Annotated in this window: 14 protein-coding genes; 9 read left to right on the top strand and 5 right to left on the bottom strand. The window is 57.6% G+C overall.

The window, feature by feature from the left end; translation table 11 throughout:
• Positions 1-97: 97 nt before the first annotated feature.
• From INF77_RS14305 to INF77_RS14280, 6 genes are read left to right on the top strand one after another with little or no spacing between them, the layout of a single operon-like run.
• A complete protein-coding gene (locus tag INF77_RS14305) occupies positions 98-1,717 on the top strand; it encodes a TIGR04028 family ABC transporter substrate-binding protein (RefSeq protein WP_193531915.1) in 1,620 nt (539 codons plus the stop codon).
• 10 nt (positions 1,718-1,727) lie between these two features.
• On the top strand, positions 1,728-2,672 hold the full coding sequence (locus INF77_RS14300) for an ABC transporter permease (protein ID WP_045260582.1): 945 nt from the start codon (positions 1,728-1,730) through the stop codon (positions 2,670-2,672).
• Positions 2,669-3,520, top strand: coding sequence for an ABC transporter permease (locus INF77_RS14295; protein WP_023344202.1), 852 nt, complete (start codon positions 2,669-2,671; stop codon positions 3,518-3,520). The genes INF77_RS14300 and INF77_RS14295 overlap by 4 nt, the downstream gene beginning before the upstream one ends.
• Positions 3,517-5,124 (top strand): ABC transporter ATP-binding protein, encoded by a 1,608-nt coding sequence (locus tag INF77_RS14290; protein WP_193543088.1) that lies wholly within the window; start codon positions 3,517-3,519, stop codon positions 5,122-5,124. The genes INF77_RS14295 and INF77_RS14290 overlap by 4 nt, the downstream gene beginning before the upstream one ends.
• Positions 5,121-6,110, top strand: coding sequence for a putative FMN-dependent luciferase-like monooxygenase (locus INF77_RS14285; RefSeq protein WP_193543087.1), 990 nt, complete (start codon positions 5,121-5,123; stop codon positions 6,108-6,110). Before INF77_RS14290 ends, INF77_RS14285 begins: the two co-directional genes overlap by 4 nt.
• 10 nt (positions 6,111-6,120) lie before the next feature.
• Entirely contained in the window at positions 6,121-7,212 is a 1,092-nt protein-coding gene (locus tag INF77_RS14280; protein ID WP_193543086.1) for an alkylhydroperoxidase domain protein, read from the top strand.
• 6 nt (positions 7,213-7,218) lie between these two features.
• Here the strand turns inward: INF77_RS14280 and araJ are convergent, their stop codons facing one another.
• Positions 7,219-8,394, bottom strand: a complete 1,176-nt coding sequence (araJ, locus tag INF77_RS14275; protein ID WP_193543085.1) for an MFS transporter AraJ — start codon at positions 8,392-8,394, stop codon at positions 7,219-7,221.
• 164 nt (positions 8,395-8,558) lie between these two features.
• On the opposite strand from araJ, the gene ppk2 reads away from it, so the two are divergent.
• The gene (gene ppk2 / locus INF77_RS14270) at positions 8,559-9,377 is read left to right on the top strand and encodes a polyphosphate kinase 2 (protein ID WP_193531917.1); all 819 of its coding nucleotides are present in this window, start codon (positions 8,559-8,561) and stop codon (positions 9,375-9,377) included.
• 58 nt (positions 9,378-9,435) lie between these two features.
• Here the strand turns inward: ppk2 and fdnI are convergent, their stop codons facing one another.
• From fdnI to fdnG, 3 genes are read right to left on the bottom strand one after another with little or no spacing between them, the layout of a single operon-like run.
• A complete protein-coding gene (gene fdnI, locus INF77_RS14265) occupies positions 9,436-10,092 on the bottom strand; it encodes a formate dehydrogenase-N subunit gamma (RefSeq protein WP_193543084.1) in 657 nt (218 codons plus the stop codon).
• Entirely contained in the window at positions 10,085-10,969 is an 885-nt protein-coding gene (gene fdxH / locus INF77_RS14260) for a formate dehydrogenase subunit beta (RefSeq protein WP_193543083.1), read from the bottom strand. Before fdxH ends, fdnI begins: the two co-directional genes overlap by 8 nt.
• An 11-nt stretch (positions 10,970-10,980) precedes the next feature.
• Positions 10,981-14,028, bottom strand: a complete 3,048-nt coding sequence (gene fdnG / locus INF77_RS14255) for a formate dehydrogenase-N subunit alpha (protein WP_193543082.1) — start codon at positions 14,026-14,028, stop codon at positions 10,981-10,983.
• A 221-nt stretch (positions 14,029-14,249) separates the two neighbouring features.
• Between fdnG and yddG the strand changes: the two genes are divergently transcribed.
• Positions 14,250-15,128 (top strand): aromatic amino acid DMT transporter YddG, encoded by an 879-nt coding sequence (gene yddG, locus INF77_RS14250; protein ID WP_193532964.1) that lies wholly within the window; start codon positions 14,250-14,252, stop codon positions 15,126-15,128.
• 477 nt (positions 15,129-15,605) lie between these two features.
• A complete protein-coding gene (locus INF77_RS14245; RefSeq protein ID WP_059357602.1) occupies positions 15,606-16,715 on the top strand; it encodes a porin OmpC in 1,110 nt (369 codons plus the stop codon).
• A 55-nt stretch (positions 16,716-16,770) separates the two neighbouring features.
• Here the strand turns inward: INF77_RS14245 and INF77_RS14240 are convergent, their stop codons facing one another.
• Complete coding sequence (locus INF77_RS14240) at positions 16,771-17,715, bottom strand: LysR substrate-binding domain-containing protein (RefSeq protein ID WP_193532935.1); 945 nt, start codon at positions 17,713-17,715, stop codon at positions 16,771-16,773.
• Positions 17,716-17,823 lie beyond the last annotated feature (108 nt).

The following is a 17,823-nucleotide window of genomic DNA, read 5'->3' as shown; positions in this document are numbered from 1 at the left end:
TTCCGGCAATCCTTATCTCAATTCCTTTGTTCCCTTGTTTTCCCCCGCGCCCGATGATGAATCCGACGCTAACAAGAAGATAACAAAGGAATTCACCATGCAAACCCCATTTCGTCTGCCGCTGCTGACGGCGCTGATTCTGACGACAACTGCAGCCTGGTCCGCCGATGCGCCGGTCAAAGGCGGCACGCTGATTTATCTTGAACAACAGGCGCACACCAACCTCTATCCGCCTGCCGGCGGCTTCTACCCGAACGGCGGCATCCTGAACCAGATCACCGACAAACTGACGTGGCAAAATCCAAAGACGCTGCAGGTCGAACCGTGGGTGGCCGAAAGCTGGACCACCAACGCTGATAAAACTGAATACACCTTTAAACTGCATCCCGGTATTACCTTCTCCGACGGCACGCCGCTGGACGCCAACGCCGTAGCAAAAAACTTTGATACCTACGGTTTGGGCAATAAGGCGCAGCGCCTGCCGGTGTCAGAAGTGATCAATAACTACGATCGCAGCGAAGTGATCGACCCGCTGACCGTGAAGTTTTACTTCAAAAAACCGTCGCCGGGGTTCCTGCAGGGCACCGCCACGATTGGGTCGGGTCTGGTCTCGCTCAGCACGCTGAAGCGCAACTTTGAAGAGCTGGGAGACGCCCGGCATATCATCGGCTCCGGCCCGTTTGTGGTGAAGGACGAGAAGCTCGGCCGCGAAGTGACGCTCGAAGCCCGTAAGGACTACCGGTGGGGGCCCAAAAGCCTGACGCAACAGGGTCCAGCCAATCTGGACGGTATCAAGTTTATCGTGACCCAGGAGGACAGCGTGCGCGTCGGCGCCCTGCTGGCAGGTCAGGCCGACTTTATTCGCCAGGTGCAGGCGTATGACGAAAAGCAGGCGACAGACCAGGGCTATAAAATCTACGCTGCCCCAACGCGCGGGGTGAACGACAGTATCAGCTTCCGCCCGGATAACCCGCTGGTCTCCGATATTCGCGTGCGCCAGGCGCTGCTGCATGCCACGAATGCAAAGCAGGTGGTCGAGACCCTCTTCTCGGCCAACTATCCGCAGGCGAAGTCGGTGATTGCCGATTCCGCCGCAGGCTTTGTCGATCTCAGCGACAAACTGACCTTTGACCCGGCAAAAGCGAATCAATTGCTGGACGAGGCGGGCTGGAAAGCGGGCAGCGACGGGATCCGCGCTAAAGACGGGCAGCGGCTGGCGCTGACGGTATATGAATCCCTGCCGCAGCCGCAAAACAAAGAGGTGCTGCAGCTGGTTGCCCAGCAGTGGCGTCAGGTGGGCGTAGTGCTGAACGTAAAAGCCGGTGATGCTGGCAGCCGCACGCTGGATAACCTTGATCCACAGAAAACCCCGTTAACCGTCTCCGAAGTGGGCCGCGCCGATCCGGACGTGGTGAAAAGCATGTTCTACCCGGCTAACCGCGACGCGCTACTGCAAAAAGGCGGCTCCAGCGACAAGGTCAAAAGCTTCCGTGACGACAAGCTGAATGCGCTGCTGGTAAATATCTCCTCAGAGGTCGATCCGCAAAAACGCCTGCAGCTGACCGGCGATGCCCAGCGCTACCTGCTGGATAACGCCTATGTCATTCCGATCTTCGAAGAGCCACAGGTCTTTGCCGGTGCGCCGTGGCTAAAAGGCGTCAATTTTGAAGCGGTCGGCCGCCCGTCGTTCTACGGCGCGTGGATTGAGAAACACTAAGGAGCTGACGATGCGCCACGCACTTCTTCAACGTCTTGGGCACGGGCTGCTGGTGCTGTGGGCCGCCTTTACCCTCTCGTTCGTGTTGCTCCAGGTGCTGCCTGGCGACGCGGTGCTGATTAAATTTCAGAACCCGGACCTGGGCCTAAGCCCGGCGCAAATCGAGGAGATGCGCGTGGCCTACGGCGCGGACAGCCCACTGTGGCAGCAATACGGCCACACGCTGCTGGCGATGCTGCGCGGAGATTTCGGCTATTCATTACAGGCAGGGGTGCCGGTCAGCGAGCTGATTGCCAGCAATCTGCCGGATACCCTGAGCCTCGCCCTGCCCGCCTTTGTACTCGCGGTCCTGCTGGCGTTTGCGCTGGCCTTTGCGTCGCGTCTGCCGGGTCTGCGCTGGCTGAGTAATACCCTTCAGTCTCTGCCGGTCCTGTTTATCTCCTTACCCACGTTCTGGCTGGGGATTGCCCTTATCCAGCTCTTTTCTTTCCAGCTGCGGCTGATCCCGGTGATTAACCCGACGCCGCTGCAGGGGCTGATCCTGCCGATCGTCACCGTCGCGATCCCGATCTCCGCCCCGCTGGCACAAATTCTGATGCGCAGCCTGGACCAGGTGGCGACGCAGCCGTTTGTCGCCGTCGCCCGCGCCAAAGGGCTGAGTGAAACCGCCGTCCTGTGGCGTCACGTCACCGGCAACGCGCTGCTGCCGGTACTCAATATTGCCGGGCTGCTGCTGGGCGAACTGATTGCCGGAGCGCTGATCACCGAAACCGTATTTGGCCGCAGCGGGCTCGGGCAGCTGACCCAGCAGGCGGTGAACAACCAGGACATCGCCGTGCTTCAGGCGGTGGTGATGATTTCCGCTCTCGGCTTTGTCCTGATCAATCTGCTGGTGGACCTGCTGATGCCGCTGCTGGATCCCCGTCTGCAAACCGTTACCGGAGGTGCATCATGAGCCTGGTCGATTACGCTGCCGCCGCGCGAAAACGCGTTCCCGGCTGGCAGGGCGTCGCGTGGCAGCCGGGACTGTGGCTGGCGTGGGCGGTGATTATTCTCGCAGTTTTTGCTGCCGTAGCCCCCGGCCTGTTAACCCACTACAGCCCGATTGAGGGCATCGCCGGAGCACAACGTCTGGCACCGCAGGCGGGCCACTGGCTCGGCACCGATCAGCTTGGCCGCGATGTTTACACCCGCATTGTGTATGGTGCGTCCCACTCCCTGAGCGCGGCGCTCGCTGCCGTCACGATGGGGCTGGTGGTGGGCACCGGTCTGGGGGTGATCGCCGGCGCGTTCGCCGGACGCGTCGAGTCTTTCCTGATGCGTTTTGTCGACGTGCTGCTGTCCATTCCGTCTCTGCTGCTCTCGCTGACGGTCATTATTCTGCTCGGGTTTGGCACCGTTAACGCCGCCATTGCCGTCGGCGTGGCCTCAATCGCCAGCTTCGCCCGCCTCGCGCGGGGTGAAGTGGTGCGCATCCGCCATACGGATTATGTCGAGGCGGCGTTTGGCAGCGGCGGGACGTTCCTGGCGGTCTTGTGGCGACACATCCTGCCCAACGCCTTAACCGCCGTCCTCGCCTTTGCCACGCTGCAGTTTGGTCAGGCCATTCTGGCCCTCTCCACGCTGAGCTTTCTCGGCTACGGCACCCCACCGCCTGTTCCGGAATGGGGCTTATTGATTGCCGAAGGTCGTAACTATCTCTCTACCGCCTGGTGGTTAACTACCTTCCCCGGTGTGGTCGTCATCGCCGTCGTGCTTGCCACCAACCGTATCAGCCAACAGTTCAGCGGAGGCCTGAAATGACCGTACTCTCGGTAGAAAACCTGACCATCAGCTACCGTACCGCGCGCCAGTGGCGCGAGGTGGTGCATAACGTCAGCTTCACCCTCCGACCGGGGGAAATGCTGGCCTTTGTCGGCGAATCCGGCTCAGGCAAAACCACCACGGCACAGGCGATCATCGGTCTGCTGGCGGATAACGCCCGACGCGATACCGGGAAAATCGTGCTCAACGGCGAGGAGATTAGCCGGTGGTCAGCGAAGCGTCTCGATACCCTGCGCGGCGCGCGAATCAGCCTGGTTCCGCAGGATCCGGGTAATTCACTCAACCCGGTGAAGACGATCGGCGTACAGGTCGGGGAAATTATTCAGCAGCACCAAAAGGTAACGGCACTCCAGCGCGACGAGCAGGTGCTCGCCCTGCTGACAAAGGTCGGCCTGAGCCATCCCGAACAGCGCATGAAGCAGTATCCGCATCAGCTCTCCGGCGGGATGAAACAGCGCGTGCTGATTGCCATCGCCATTGCCCTGCGCCCGGACGTGATCGTCGCCGATGAGCCCACCAGCGCGCTGGACGTGACGGTGCAAAAACGCATTCTCGATCTGCTGGATATCCTGCGTCGGGAATCGGGTACTGCGGTTCTGTTTGTCACCCACGATCTGGCGCTGGCTGCCCAGCGCGCGGACAGGCTGCTGGTGTTTCGCAACGGCGAGGTTCAGGAGCACGGCGACACCGCCGACATTGTCCGCACGCCGCAGCACGCCTACACCCGCCAGCTGTTGAGCGATCTCCTGGGCCAGCGCCTGACCATTGCCCCGGTAGCTGGCCTTCCGCTGGCGTCACCGGCCATTCGCGCCCGCGCCATCAGCAAACGGTTCTCGCTGGGCAAAGGTCATCACCTTCAGGCGCTGGATCGGGTGACGTTTGACGTCAGGCGCGGCAGCACGCATGCGCTGGTCGGTGAATCCGGCTCCGGGAAAACCACCCTCGCCCGTATTTTGCTGGGTTTTGAACAGGCGGACAGCGGACAGGTCATTATTGATGATATTGATGCCACCGACCTCAGCCGCGAGGCCCGCCGCCAGCTGCGCCAGAAGATCCAGTTTGTCTACCAGAACCCGTTCGCCTCTCTCGACCCGCGTCAAACCCTGTTTGACATCATCGAAGAGCCGCTGAAGAACTTTGCTCGCCTCAGCAAGGCGGAGCGCAAGCTCCGTGTAGAGACCGTGGCGCAGCGGGTTGCCCTGCCCGTTGAACTCCTGACCCGCACCGCAAGGGAGCTTTCAGGCGGGCAGCGCCAGCGCGTAGCCATCGCCCGGGCGCTGATCCTGGAGCCGACTATTCTGGTGCTGGACGAGGCCACCTCCGCGCTGGACGTCACCGTACAGGCGCAGATTCTGGCACTGCTTCAGCAGCTGCAGCAGCAGCTGGGATTGACCTACCTCTTTATCACGCACGATCTTTCTATCGTCCGCCGGATCGCCCACAGCGTCACGGTGCTGCGCAGCGGCCAGGTGGTCGAACACGGTGACGTCGAGACCTTATTCACGTCGCCGCAGAACGACTATACCCGCGAGCTGATTGCCGCCATTCCCCATTTTTCACCCGTTACGGAGGAGTTCGCATGACGCGAAAACGCCTGGGATTTTTCACCCGCCTGCTTGACGACGCCACGCCGAAGGAGCGCTATCGTCTGGCAACCGAACAGATCCGCCACGCCGAACGCCACGGTTTTGACAGCGCCTGGATTGCCCAGCACCATTTCCACGAAAGTGAAGGCGGCCTGCCGTCGCCGCTGCTGTTTCTGGCGCACGTTGCCGCGCATACCGAAACCATCCGCCTGGGGACGGCCATCATTACCCTGCCGATGGAAAACCCGCTGCGCGTGGCGGAAGATGCGGCGGTGCTGGATTTACTCGCCGATGGTCGTCTCGAAGTCGGTTTTGGTTCGGGCGGCACGCCGACCTCTTTCCTGCCGTTCGGACTGACGTTTGAACAGCGCGGCGCGGCCTTTGCTGACCATTTGCATGTTCTCCAGAGCGCCTGGCGAGGGGATTCGCTCACCCATCCGGATAACCACCTTTATCCGCCAGCGCCACAGCTGGCTGAACGGATCTGGATTGCCACCTTTTCCGTCGACGGTGCCGTTCGCGCCGCGCGGGCCGGACACGGTTTGATGCTCTCCCGCACGCAGCCGCGCCCGGCAGACCAGTTGGATTTGACGCTCGACGCGATCCAGAACCCGATTGTGGATGCCTACCTTGAGGCACTGCCTGCGGGCATTGCGCCGCGCATTCTGGCCTCCCGCACGGCGTTCATCGCCGACAGCGATGACTACGCGCTGAAGGTCGCCACGCCGGGTCTCACCAGGCAGGCCCAGCAGCATCGCGCTGCCGGACACGTGGTTAAAGGTGACACTGTCACAGATTTTCGTCGCCAGTTCGACGCCCATATCGGCTCGCCAGAGACGGTGCTGCATTCGCTGCAGGCTGATTCCGTTCTCCGGCGCGCCACGGACATCTCATTCCAGGTCCATTCGGTTGAGCCCACCCATCGCGACACGCTGCGATCCATCGAACTGATCGCCGAACATATTGCCCCCCACATCCTTTGAGGAGACACCTATGTCATTAAGTCACGACATTCTCGCCGAGCTGGCGGAAATTAAACCCGGTTCCCCTCTGGCAGAGGCGCGCGCCACGCGGGACGCCGCCACGCGCCACGCACAGGGCAGCTACGAAATCTTATTTACCCAGCAGGATAGCGATTTTGCGCTGGACGAGCGCTTCGCCGTCGCGGCAAAAGTCGCCAGGTGGCACAACGCGGAGGCGCTGGCCGCGCACTATGCGGGGTTTGGCCTGGCCGACCCAACATCCGAACGCCTGACCCTGGCGCTGCACTTAGCGCGCCTGCTGACGTTCTCTCCCGTCGAAGCCACGCCGTCCGCGTTGACGGCGCTGACCCGGGCGGGCTGGAGCAAGGAAGGCATTGTTACCCTGGCGCAGCTTGTTGCGTTTGTCAGCTTTCAGAGCCGACTCGTCGCCGGGCTGCGGCTGCTAAATGACAAGCCGGTGGTGGCAAGCGATGCGCCGGTGGCGGCAGGCATCTGGCATACAACCGCAACCACGGTCTCCGGGAAGACGGCTCCCGTCGCGTTCACCCAGCAGGAGCTGGGCTGGGAGCCGTGGATCGACGCCAAACCGCTGGCGGACTTCCGTGATGACGAAGTTGCCGTTCTGGCGAAATTTGGCCATACCGATTCCGACTACTTTCGCCTGCTGGGGCGCAACCTGCCGGTGCTTGAACAGCGCACGTTAACGGATAAAGGAATTTTTTATACACCGGGGGGATTACCGCGCGCCGAGCGCGAGCTGGCCGCAACGGTAGCCAGTAAAATTAACGGCTGCATCTACTGCGCCTCTGTCCATGCGCGTAAAGCCAGCCAGCTGTCAAAGGATGATGCTGCGGTAGAGGCTCTGCTGGCCGTGCGTCCGGGACGATCCCTGAGTGAGGGGCAATCTGCGCGCTGGCAGGCGGAAATTAATTTTGCGGCAGCGCTGTCGGTTACCCCGCCTGCCGCCACGCCGCTGCACCTTGCCGCACTGGAAAAAGAGGGGCTGGACACCTTAGCCCAGCTGGACCTGGTGCAGTCCGCTGCGTTCTTCGCCTGGGCCAACCGCCTGATGCTGACGCTGGGTGAGCCCTGGCTTGCCTGAATGCAATCAGGCTAGCGCGCGAGCGTTAGCCTGAGCCTGTCTGGCCCGCAGGTAACCGTAGATCAACAGCGCGCTCATGGCCGAGAACGAGAGGAGCGCCGCAGGCAGCGTGACGTAGCGCCAGCTAAAGCCGAGGGTAATCATCATCCCACCAAAGTACGCCCCGATCGCGCTGCCGAGATTAAACGCCATCTGCCCTCCGGCTGCCCCCAGCATCTCACCGCCCTTCGCATTTTGCAGAAGCAAAATTTGCAGCGGTGCAGAGAGCGCAAACAGCCCGGCACAGCAGATAAAGCCCATCACCAGCGAGGCCGTTTTCAGTTCGCCCAGGGCGAAAAGCAGCAGCAGCGAGGCGACAATCACCATATCGGTGATGGCTGCAATGCGCAGCGGGCTAAAGCGCCCCGAGAGTTTGCCACTCAGCAGATTGCCCAACACCATGCCAAGGCCCATCAGCATCATGATGGCCGTCATCATCTCTTCGGAAAAGCCAGAAACGTTGACCATAAACGGCTTAACGAAGCTGAACCACGCGAACACGCCAGCATTGCCAAACATGGTGGCGGCAAAAATCAGCCAGGGTTCCGGTTTCTTCAGGAAGTGGAACTGCTCGGACAATTTGATTTCTGATTTGTCATGGATATCCGGCACCCAAAGCAGAACCGAGAGGATAACCAGCGCGTCGAACGCAGCAATCAGGAAAAAGGTATAGCGCCAGTCAAATGCATGCCCCAGCCAGGTCCCCAACGGAACGCCCACCAGGTTGGCTACAGTCATTCCGGCGATCATCCCGGCCACCGCGACCGTCACCTTCCCGGGTGGCGCAATTTTAGAGAGGATAATCGCCCCGACGCCAAAAATGGCCCCGTGCGGAAAACCGGAGATCAAGCGCCCCAGCGCCAGCCAGTAATACGACGTAGAAAACGTAAACAGGGCATTTCCGACTGCGCACATGGCAACCAGAAACAGCAGCGTCGTTTTTAACGAGAACTTGCCGGAGAACAGCGCCACAATCGGGGCGCCAATCACCACGCCGAAGGCATAAAACGAGATCATATTCCCGGCGGAGGGAATCGAAATACCGGTGTCATGCGCCAGCTCGGTTAACACCCCCATAATGCCAAATTCAGCCATACCCAGGCCAAATGTGCCAAGCGCCAACGAAAATATTGTCTTTTTCATGCCTCAACCACCGGTTAATCATTCGCGAGGGCATTATTAAATAATCTTGTATGGTGAGCCAGTTCAAATCAGCTGGCTGACACGTTAATCCATTAATTCAGGTGGATTACACTTCATAGTGCGGCCTCGCTTTTTCCACGCCGGACAACCTGAGGATGACAATCATGGGAAGCAAAAAGAAAACCCCTGTCGCTGTTGATGTCGTATCGAATGCCCCCCTTAAGACCAAAGAGTATGAAAAAGAGCTCCGCCGCCTGCACGTCGAACTGGTTAAGCTCCAGCAGTGGGTCGTCGCCAAAGGGTTAAAAGTGTGTATTGTTTTTGAAGGACGCGATGGTGCCGGCAAAGGCGGCACCATTAAAGCGATCACCGAGCGCGTCAGCCCCCGCGTGTTTCGCGTTGTTGCGCTTCCTGCCCCAACGGATAAAGAGAAAAGCCAGCTCTACTTCCAGCGCTATGTGCCTCACCTGCCCTCGGCGGGCGAAATCGTGATCTTCGATCGCAGCTGGTATAACCGCGCGGGCGTGGAGCGGGTGATGGGGTTCTGCACGGAGGAACAGGCGGAGAAATTTTTGGACGGCGCGCCGGTTATGGAAAAAGCGATGGTTGATGCCGGGATTATCTTGCTGAAGTACTGGCTGGAGGTGACGCCGAAAGAGCAGGAGCGGCGCCTGCGCGACCGCATTAACGATGGGCGTAAGATCTGGAAGCTGTCGCCGATGGATATTAAATCCTTTAACCTCTGGGACGAGTACACCCGCGCGCGCGACGCCATGTTTGAAGCCACTGACACCGCCTGGGCACCGTGGTTTGTCGCGCGTTCTGAAGATAAAAAACGCGTGCGTCTGAATATTATTTCGCATCTGCTTTCGCAGATCCCGTATAAAGAAATTCACGTCGACAAGGTGGATTTACCGAAGCGCAAAATCTGCAAAGTCAAACCCACGAAATACCCGTTCCGGTATGTGGAAGAGCGGTTTTGATTTGAAGAGTAGGCCCGCGCAAGCGCAGCGCCGCCGGGCAGAGCCGACGGCGCAGGTCTTACTTCATCCCTTCCGTACTTTCCTGTTTCGCCTCCAGCCGTTCCACATCACGATACCAGCGCGGGTGATGTTTCTGCGCCCAGCGGCGGCTCACCTTCCCTTCAATCATCCCTTTGATCGACCCTTTAACCCAGAACGCCATATACATATGGATCAGGATGGCATGAATCAGGATGATGGCAGACGTCGCGTGAATTAGCAGCGCGTAACGCACCACCTGGATCGGGAAGTACTGTGCAAAATACGGACGCCAGATCATCACCCCGGTCACCAGCAGCACAAAAATCATGCTCATGATGGTCCAGAACATCATCTTCTGTCCGGCATTGTATTTCCCCACCTTCGCGACTTTATGCTCGTTGCCCTTCAGGACTTCGACAATCCCTTTCACCCACGGGATGTCCTGCTTGTCCGGAATATTGTGATGGACAAAGCGCACGAACATAAACATCAGCACCACGAAAATCAGCACGCCGAAGAATGGATGCAGAATGCGCCCCATCTGCGGCGTACCGAAGGTTTCCGTAAGCCACTGCAGCGTCGGGAAGAAGAACGAAATGCCGGATACCGCCACCTGGAAGAAGCAAATGACTACCGTCCAGTGACAGGCGCGATCGACAAATTTGGTGCGCACTATCATTTTCGACTTACTCATGATGCTCCTCCTCCTCGTCATCCACCTCTTTATTCGGGCCGATACCGATGTAGTGATAAATCAGCCCCGCAAAGGTGGCGATAAAGCCCGCCGCAGAGAGCGGTTTAAGCGCCCCTTTCCACAGGTTAATGGAGGTATCGATCGCCGGATCTTTCGGCAGGTTGTGATACAGCTCCGGCTGGTCGTTGTGATGCAGCACATACATCACGTGCGTGCCGCCTACGCCCTGCGGGTTGTAAATGCCTGCCTTGTCGTAGCCGCGCGCTTTCAGCTTCTCCACGCGCTCTTGCGCCACGTCGAGCATCTCTTTTTTGGTGCCGAAGTGGATCGCACCGGTCGGACAGGTCTTCACGCACGCAGGCTCCTGCCCGACGCTAACGCGATCGACGCACAGCGTGCATTTGTATACCCGGTTATCCTCTTTATTGAGGCGCGGGATATTAAATGGACAGCCCGCGATGCAGTAGCCGCAGCCGATGCAGTTATCCTGCTGGAAGTCGACGATCCCGTTGGCGTACTGAATTATCGCACCGGCAGACGGACACGCCTTCAGGCAGCCCGGATCTTCACAGTGCATACAGCCGTCCTTGCGGATCAGCCACTCCAGCCTGCCGTTCTGGTCGGTTTCGCTAAAGCGCATCACCGTCCAGGATTTGGCGCTCAGATCCGCCGGGTTATCGTAAACCCCGACGCAGTGCCCCACCTCGTCGCGGATATCGTTCCACTCCGAACAGGCCACCTGGCAGGCCTTACAGCCCACGCAGGAGGAGACGTCGATAAGCTTGGCGACTTCAGCCTTGTAGTCCCGCGCGCGAGGCGCGGGGGTAATCGGGTTAGTCGCGGAGCGTTTAATAATGTCTTGTGTTTCCATCGCCATTTAATCGCTCCTTACGCTTTCTCGATGTTGACCAGAAACGCTTTGTACTCCGGCGTTTGCGAGTTGGAATCGCCGACGTTTGGCGTCAGGGTGTTGGCGATATAGCCTTTCTGCGCCACCCCTTCAAAGCCCCAGTGCAGCGGAATACCGACGGTTTCCACCTGCTGGCCGTGCACGTTCAGACTTTGCAAGCGACGGGTCACCACCGCCACGGCGCGAATAAAGCCGCGCTTGCTGCTCACCTTGACGCGATCGCCGTTGGCAATGCCTTTCGCCTTCGCCAGCGTTTCGCTTATCTCCACAAACTGTTCCGGCTGCGCGATGGCATTAAGCCGCGCGTGCTTGGTCCAGGTGTGGAAATGCTCGGTCAGGCGGTAGGTCGTCCCCACGTACGGGAATTTGTCCTTTTTGCCTAAGCGCAGCACGTCCTCTTCGTAGATGCGCACCACCGGGCTTGAGACCACGTTCGGGTGCAGCGGGTTGGTCCCCAGCGGCGTTTCCATCGGCTCGTAGTGTTCCGGGAACGGCCCTTCTGCCAGCTTGTTGAGAGCGAACAGGCGTCCCAGCCCTTCCGGCTGCATGATGAATGGTCCGGTGTTGCTGCCCGGCGCGGCGGTGTTGTAATCCGGAATGTCGTTCCCCGTCCACTTCGCCCCGTTCCACTGGATCAGCATCCGTTTCGGATCCCACGGCTTACCGTTCACGTCGGCGGACGCGCGGTTGTAAAGCACGCGACGGTTCAGCGGCCACGCCCATGCCCAGCCCAGCGTGTTGCCCAGGCCTGACGGGTCAGCGTTATCGCGGTTCGCCATCTGGTTACCCTGCTCCGTCCAGCTGCCGGTGTAGATCCAGCAGGACGATGCCGTGGTACCGTCGTCACGCAGCAACGCAAAGCTGTTCAGCAGCTGGCCTTTCTTCGCCACCAGGCTGCCGTTGGCGTCGTAGAGATCCGCCAGCGCCACGCCGTTGTTCTCTTTCGCGACTTCCTCAGACTCAGGACGATCCGGCTGCTTGTAGTGCCAGCTCATCTTCAGCAGCGGCTCAGCGCCTTTGCCGCCTTCGGTGCGGTACATTTCGCGCAGACGATGATAAATGCCGGCCAGGATTTCGCCGTCGTTACGCGCTTCGCCCGGTGCGTCCTGCCCTTTCCAGTGCCATTGCAGCCAGCGGCCGGAGTTGGCAATAGAGCCGTCCTCTTCCGCAAAGCAGGTGGACGGCAGGCGGAACACTTCGGTCTGAATCGACGCCGGATCGACATCGTTGGATTCCCCGTGGTTCTGCCAGAAGGTGGAGGTCTCGGTCACCAGCGGATCGATAACCACCATGTACTTCAGCTTGCTGAGGCTGCGAACGACTTTGTTTTTATCCGGGAATGACGCCACCGGGTTAAAGCCCTGGCAGATATAACCGGTGACGTCGCCCTTATCCATCATGTTGAAATACTTAATGACGTCGTAAGCCTGGTCCCACTTGGGCAGCAACTCAAAGCCCCAGTCATTCTCCTTCTGCGCCGCGTCGCCGTAGAAGGATTTCATCAGGCTGACGTAGAACTTCGGATAGTTGCTCCAGTAGTTCACCTGATCCGGCAGCGTTGCTTTTGGCGTATTAGCTTCAAGATACGCTTGCAGACTGGCCTGCTTTTCCGACGGCAGCGTCAGGTAGCCCGGCAGGCTGGTGGAGAGCAGGCCGAGATCGGTTAAGCCCTGAATGTTAGAGTGTCCGCGAAGGGCGTTCACGCCGCCACCGGCCATCCCCATGTTGCCGAGCAGCAGCTGGATCATCGCCATGGTACGGATGTTCTGCGCGCCCACGGTGTGCTGCGTCCAGCCCAGCGCATACAGGAACGTGGTGGTTCTGTCAGCGACGCTGGTGGAGGCCAGCACCTCGCACACCTTCAGGAAGTCCGCTTTCGGCGTGCCGCAGATGTTCTCCACCACGTCCGGCGTATAGCGGGAAACGTGTTGCTTCAGCAGGTTCCACACGCAGCGCGGATGCGTGAGCGTTTCATCCCGCATCGCATAGCCGTTTTCATCGAACTGATAGTTCCAGGACGTTTTGTCGTACTGGCGTTTTTCAGCGTCATAGCCGCTGAACAGCCCGTCATCGAAGGCAAAATCATCCCGCACCAGCAGGTTCGCATTGGTGTAATGCTTAACGTAGTCCGCGTTAATTTTGTTGTTTTCGATCAGGTACAGCAGAACCCCGGAGAGGAACGTAATGTCCGTACCGGAGCGGATCGGCGCATAGATATCGGCCACCGATGCCGTACGCGTAAAGCGCGGATCGACGACGATAAGCGTCGCATCGTTGTTGTTTTTCGCTTCCATCGCCCAGCGGAATCCCACCGGATGGGCTTCAGCGGCGTTACCGCCCATCACCACCACGACGTTTGCGTTTTTAATATCAACCCAGTGGTTGGTCATCGCACCGCGACCAAATGTTGGAGCAAGACTTGCTACCGTTGGTCCGTGTCAGACGCGCGCCTGGTTGTCTACCGCCAGCATGCCGAGAGAGCGCACAAACTTTTGCGTCAGCATGCCTGTTTCATTGCTTGCCGCAGATGCGCACAGCATCCCGGTAGAGAGCCAGCGGTTGACCGTCACGCCCTGCTCGTTCTTTTCAATAAAGTTGGCGTCACGGTCGGCTTTCATCAGTTTTGCAATACGGGAGAACGCCTCATCCCAGGAGATGCGCTGCCATTTGTCGGAGCCCGGCGCGCGGTATTCCGGGTAGCGGAGGCGGTTTTCGCTGTGGACATAGTCCAGCAGTCCCGCCCCTTTCGGGCACAGCGCCCCACGGCTCACCGGATGATCCGGATCCCCTTCAATATGGTAAATCGCTTCTCTGGCGTTCTTCGCGCCATCGCCCAGGCTATACATCAATAGCCCACAACCCACGGAGCAGTATGTGCAGGTGTTACGGATCTCTTTCGCACGCAGCAGCTTATAGTTGCGTGCCTGAGCCAGCGCCATTTTGGGAGCAAATCCCAGCATTGCGGCTGTGGTTCCGGCCATACCGCCCGCGCAGATTTTGAAAAATTGTCTGCGGCTGACGTCCATTGTTGTCCTCGTTATCTGATAAGACTTCGCGCCGCAAACTAACATTAAAGCCCCTGTTTTTTTTGCGTCAAATCAAGGTCGCCTGACGTCGCCCCCTTAATAGTCACCGCTGCCGCGTTTGAATACCCCCTAAGGGTTAAACACGTAAGAGAATAATTCGCGACAGGGTCAGAATTAATGCTATACATTTTCCCTTTGATTTTATTAGCGATGAAAACGTAATGGACAGAAAGAGAGCAACGCTCACGGGGCTGGCGGCGATACTGCTATGGAGCACAATGGTGGGTCTGATTCGCAGCGTAAGCGAGGGGCTGGGGCCCGTCGGCGGCGCGGCGATGATTTACACCCTCAGCGGGCTATTGTGCCTGGTAACGGTAGGATTTCCTGATATTAAACGTTTTTCACCCGGGTATCTTATTGCAGGCAGCGTACTGTTTGTCAGTTATGAAATTTGTCTGGCGCTGTCGTTAGGCTATGCCGCCACGCGAGCGCAGGCCATAGAAGTCGGTATGGTTAATTATCTCTGGCCGAGCCTGACGATCGTCTTTGCTATTTTATTCAACGGACAGAAATCAACGCTGTGGGTCGTCCCCGGTTTGGCTATCGCTCTGCTCGGCGTGTGTTGGGTATTAGGAGGTGAGCAAGGATTACACATTGATGAAATAATCCGCAATGTCGTCTCTAATCCCCTTAGCTATACGCTTGCTTTTGCCGGAGCATTTATCTGGGCCGCCTACTGTACCGTAACCGCCAAATTTGCCAAAGGGCAAAACGGTATTACCCTCTTTGTTTTGCTCACTGCGCTGAGCCTGTGGGTGAAATATACCATTAGCGATCAGCCAGAAATGGTGTTCAGCTTTCCGGTTATCGTGAAGCTCGTTATGTGCGGCATTGCGCTTGGGTTTGGCTATGCAGCATGGAATATTGGCATTCTGCACGGTAACGTCACGGTGCTGGCTGCCGTATCCTATTTTACTCCCGTGCTCTCCGCCGCGCTTGCAGCCGTGTTGCTAAGCTCACCCCTCTCTTTTACGTTCTGGCAGGGCGCGCTGATGGTCTGCGCCGGGTCATTGCTCTGCTGGTACGCTACACGAAAATAGGGTTCAGATTTATGCCGGGTTCGATTAAATCCGGCATAAAAATTAACATAAATTTAATATGTGATCACATCGTAATATATTAATCAGAACATTAGTGCATTTGTTGATGTTCTGTTTATATTAGCTTCCTTCGTCAATTCCGCCGACATCAAATTGACATAACCTGACACCGCTGCGTAACTACTTCCCTGCGAATATTACCGCTGTTAATAACACGAAATGCAATAATATTCGCCATCATAGTTGCCAAAAAAAATAAACTCATCCTGATTAAATAATCGCCACAACATTTTATTCAGCCGTCATTAACCCGATCTCGATCACACTAAATGAAATTATTACTCATATTTTGAAACTTATTATTGAAAGACAACTACAAGATTTTTAAAAATAGCACGCCGTTGACGAACAGCCTTGTTTAGAAATCGTTCGCGATGGTTCAGGAAATACTGAAAAAAATTATAAGGAATATTTAAGATGAAACTTAAATTAGTTGCAGTGGCAGTCACTTCCATGTTGGCAGCAGGCGTTGTAAACGCAGCTGAGATTTATAACAAAGACGGTAACAAGCTGGATCTGTACGGTAAAGTGACAGGTCTGCACTATTTCTCTGATGACGCAGGCGCAGACGGTGATAAAACCTACATGCGTATCGGCTTCAAGGGTGAAACCCAGGTTAACGACCAGCTGTCCGGTTACGGCCAGTGGGAATACCAGATTCAGGGTAACAAGGACGAAGGCGACAACCAGTCCTGGACCCGTGTGGCCTTCGCAGGTCTGAAGTTCGCTGAAGCCGGTTCATTCGATTACGGTCGTAACTACGGCGTGATTTACGACGTGACCTCCTGGACCGACGTTCTGCCAGAATTCGGCGGTGACACCTACGGTGCCGACAACTTCCTGCAGTCTCGTGCAAACGGTGTGGCAACTTACCGTAACCAGGACTTCTTCGGTCTGGTTGACGGCCTGAACTTTGCCCTGCAGTACCAGGGTAAAAACGGCAGCGTAAGCGGTGAAAACACCAGCGGCCGCAGCCTGCTGAACCAGAACGGCGACGGCTACGGCGCGTCCCTGACTTACGATCTGGGTGAAGGCTTCAGCGTCGGTGGTGCAATGTCTTCCTCTCGCCGTACCGCTGACCAGAATGCGGCTGGCGTATACGGTGAAGGCGACCGCGCTGAAGTGTACAGCGGCGGCGTGAAGTACGACGCGAACAACGTTTACCTCGCGGCGCAGTACTCTCAGACCTATAACGCAACCCGTTTCGGCACCTCTAACGGTAACCGCAGCGACATCTACGGCTTTGCAAACAAGGCGCAAAACTTCGAAGTTGTGGCTCAGTATCAGTTCGACTTTGGCCTGCGTCCATCCATCGCTTACCTGCAGTCTAAAGGTAAAGACATCGAGAACTTCGGCGACCAGGATCTGGTTAAATACATCGATGTTGGCACGACCTACTACTTTAACAAAAACATGTCCACCTACGTGGATTACAAAATCAACCTGCTGGACGACAACCAGTTCACTCGCCAGGCAGGTATCGGTACCGACAACATCGTGGCGCTGGGTCTGACCTACCAGTTCTAAAATCTTGTTTGTCAAAAAGCCAGCGTAACACGCTGGCTTTTTTTATCTTCCGCTTTTACCCGACAGACAACTCCCCGCCTGCCGCCCGACGCAGCCAGGTTTGCAGCAGCTTGCCGTCTTCGGTCATCTCTGAATCTGAGCGCACGCAGAGGTAATAATCGCGCCCGTCATCAATCGGTAAGTCAAATATCTTGACCAGCTCGCCGCTCTCAAGATATGGCGCAATCAGCGGCTCCCGCATGAGCGCACATCCCAGCCCTGCCTGAACGCCCGCCAGCGTCAACAGCCCGTCTTCAAACAGCGGGCCGCTGCGCCGGAGTGGACGTTTTACCCCCTGCAACAAAAACCACTGCGTCCAGCTCGTACGCTCTTCATCGTGCAGCAGCGGCATTTGCAGCAGCTGTTCAGGCGTGTCGATATGGCCATGAACGCGCAAAAACGCGCGGCTGCATACCGGCACCATCTGGCCGGAAATCAGCTTTTCACTCTGATACCCCGCCCACTGCCCGTTACCAAAACGAATCGACATATCCGACGCGTCGCTCAGATAGTTACGGTGGTTGGCATACACCACGTTGATCTCGGTTTGGAGATTGGCGCGCATGAACGCAGGCAAGCGCGGGATAAACCACCCCATACCAAAAAGCGGAATCAAGCTGATGGTGACCTGACGCGTTTGCGCCTGCTCCGCCAGGTGCTCCGTCGCCTGGCGCAACACGTTAAAGGCCGCACGGATCGAGCGGTAATATTCCCGCCCGTGCTGGCTCAGCACGAGCCTGCGTCCCTGACGTTCCGTGAGCGGCATTTGCAGGTATCCTTCGAGCACCTTGAGCTGATGGCTGACGGCCGACGGAGAGATATCCAGCTCCTGCGCGGCCAGCGTGACGCTCCCCAGCCTGGCGATGGCCTCGAATGCACGTACGGCCCGAAGCGGCGGATCGTTTGCCAGGCGGCTCTCTGCAAACGCCGTCAGGCTCGCTAATTGTTCTGTTTTATTCATATGTTGATTTCTTTAGGCTTTTCACCCAAAAACAGGCATTAACTATTTTCATTTAAATCATACACATAAAACAATATTTATTTATCATAAGAAATAATAGATGCGTAT

This window comes from Enterobacter cloacae complex sp. P1B (assembly GCF_014982345.1).
In the GTDB taxonomy this organism is placed as follows: Bacteria; Pseudomonadota; Gammaproteobacteria; order Enterobacterales; family Enterobacteriaceae; genus Enterobacter; species Enterobacter bugandensis.
Note: the sequence above shows the minus strand (reverse complement) of the source record. Positions and strands in the feature narration are given on the sequence as shown.

What these genes read in the sequence shown, in the direction of transcription:
- INF77_RS14305 (WP_193531915.1), top strand. Translation starts at nt 98, where the DNA reads ATGCAAACCCCATTTCGTCTGCCGCTGCTGACGGCGCTGATTCTGACG.
- INF77_RS14300 (WP_045260582.1), top strand. Translation starts at nt 1,728, where the DNA reads ATGCGCCACGCACTTCTTCAACGTCTTGGGCACGGGCTGCTGGTGCTG.
- INF77_RS14295 (WP_023344202.1), top strand. Translation starts at nt 2,669, where the DNA reads ATGAGCCTGGTCGATTACGCTGCCGCCGCGCGAAAACGCGTTCCCGGC.
- INF77_RS14290 (WP_193543088.1), top strand. Translation starts at nt 3,517, where the DNA reads ATGACCGTACTCTCGGTAGAAAACCTGACCATCAGCTACCGTACCGCG.
- INF77_RS14285 (WP_193543087.1), top strand. Translation starts at nt 5,121, where the DNA reads ATGACGCGAAAACGCCTGGGATTTTTCACCCGCCTGCTTGACGACGCC.
- INF77_RS14280 (WP_193543086.1), top strand. Translation starts at nt 6,121, where the DNA reads ATGTCATTAAGTCACGACATTCTCGCCGAGCTGGCGGAAATTAAACCC.
- araJ (WP_193543085.1), bottom strand. Translation starts at nt 8,394, where the DNA reads ATGAAAAAGACAATATTTTCGTTGGCGCTTGGCACATTTGGCCTGGGT.
- ppk2 (WP_193531917.1), top strand. Translation starts at nt 8,559, where the DNA reads ATGGGAAGCAAAAAGAAAACCCCTGTCGCTGTTGATGTCGTATCGAAT.
- fdnI (WP_193543084.1), bottom strand. Translation starts at nt 10,092, where the DNA reads ATGAGTAAGTCGAAAATGATAGTGCGCACCAAATTTGTCGATCGCGCC.
- fdxH (WP_193543083.1), bottom strand. Translation starts at nt 10,969, where the DNA reads ATGGCGATGGAAACACAAGACATTATTAAACGCTCCGCGACTAACCCG.
- yddG (WP_193532964.1), top strand. Translation starts at nt 14,250, where the DNA reads ATGGACAGAAAGAGAGCAACGCTCACGGGGCTGGCGGCGATACTGCTA.
- INF77_RS14245 (WP_059357602.1), top strand. Translation starts at nt 15,606, where the DNA reads ATGAAACTTAAATTAGTTGCAGTGGCAGTCACTTCCATGTTGGCAGCA.
- INF77_RS14240 (WP_193532935.1), bottom strand. Translation starts at nt 17,715, where the DNA reads ATGAATAAAACAGAACAATTAGCGAGCCTGACGGCGTTTGCAGAGAGC.